Raw genomic sequence first — 1,231 nt, 5'->3', positions numbered from 1 at the left:
TTCCTCGTACGCTCGCGACGCTTCACGACCCAGGCTCGCCTGTCATTCCGCGCCCGTTGCGCCTCCAGCCGGTGTCGCGTCGCCGTCAGCTGCCGCAGCCGATGCCGCACGCGAACGAGCGCGCCCACGAGCGTTGCCCTGCCGATGAAAGAAGGTCGCGCCACGCTGGCGCCAGTCCTCCCGTGCGATCATGTCGGACGCGTTGACAGCGGCGAGCAGCGCGCCCGCCAGCTGGTCGACTGGAAGTGCATCGGCACCGGTCGCGACGACCAGCTCGCCGAGCTGCTGGAGCTTGGCCTGTTTGAGCTCTCGCGCCTTGCTGTCGAGCGCCTTCAGCTCCGAATCAAAGTCCCGTGGCTTGCGCATCGAAACCTCCGTAATTGATGGGTGATGTTCTTTGATTTAGGAACTGCATCGATCAGCGCAAATGCCGTGAAACTTCTTGGGATGATCACGTCGTGAAAAAGATGAAATCTTTTGAGGGCGCGCTTATACGTCGTGCCGACGTCGCTTGTTTCAGTGTACATGAAACGTCGCTATGGCGATCTACCATTTCTCGGCCAAGATCATCAGCCGCGCCAGCGGATCGTCGGCGCTGGCCGCTGCTGCCTATCGTTCCGCTTCGCGGCTCCACGATCAGCGGCTCGATCGGCACCACGACTTCTCGAACAAGGCTGGCGTCGTGCACTCCGAGGTGCTGCTGCCGGACGGCGCGCCTGATCATCTCGCCGATCGGGAAAAGCTGTGGAATGCCGTCGAAGCCGTCGAGCTGCGCAAGGACGCGCAGCTTGCCCGCGAGATCGAATTCGCGATCCCGCGCGAGCTGAACCAGGCAGAGGGCATTCGGCTGGCGCGCGAGTTTGTTCAGGCAGAGTTCGTCAATCGCGGGATGGTCGCCGATCTCAATGTGCATTGGGATGTCGGTGCTGATGGCGAGCCGAAGCCGCACGCGCATGTCATGCTGTCGTTGCGCGAGGTGGACGGCGAGGGCTTCGGCAAGAAGAACCGCGACTGGAACCGCACCGATCTGCTGGAAAAGTGGCGCGAGCGCTGGGCGGGGCACGTCAATGCGCGGCTGGCCGAACTCGACATCGACGCGCGTGTCGATCATCGGTCGCTGGAAGCGCAGGGCATCGATCTCGAACCACAGCACAAGATCGGTCCGGCAGCGGCGCGGATGGCCGACCAGGGTCTCGCGTCCGAACGGCTCGAAGAGCATCACGACATCGCG

2 protein-coding genes are annotated in these 1,231 nt (G+C 63.3%); one reads left to right on the top strand and one right to left on the bottom strand.

Annotation, left to right across the window (positions count from 1 at the left end; genetic code table 11):
- Positions 1–42: 42 nt before the first annotated feature.
- Positions 43–366: a conjugal transfer protein TraD gene (locus SAZ01S_RS23240; protein ID WP_084584693.1), complete on the bottom strand. Its 324-nt coding sequence runs from the start codon at positions 364–366 to the stop codon at positions 43–45.
- Positions 367–538: 172 nt separating this feature from the next.
- Here SAZ01S_RS23240 and mobQ point away from each other — a divergent pair.
- A partial coding sequence (mobQ, locus tag SAZ01S_RS23235) for a MobQ family relaxase (RefSeq protein WP_167693253.1) occupies positions 539–1,231 on the top strand: 693 nt, incomplete at its 3' end.

The organism is Sphingomonas azotifigens NBRC 15497 (assembly GCF_002091475.1).
GTDB classification, from domain to species: domain Bacteria; phylum Pseudomonadota; class Alphaproteobacteria; order Sphingomonadales; family Sphingomonadaceae; genus Sphingomonas; species Sphingomonas azotifigens.
Note: the sequence above shows the minus strand (reverse complement) of the source record. Positions and strands in the feature narration are given on the sequence as shown.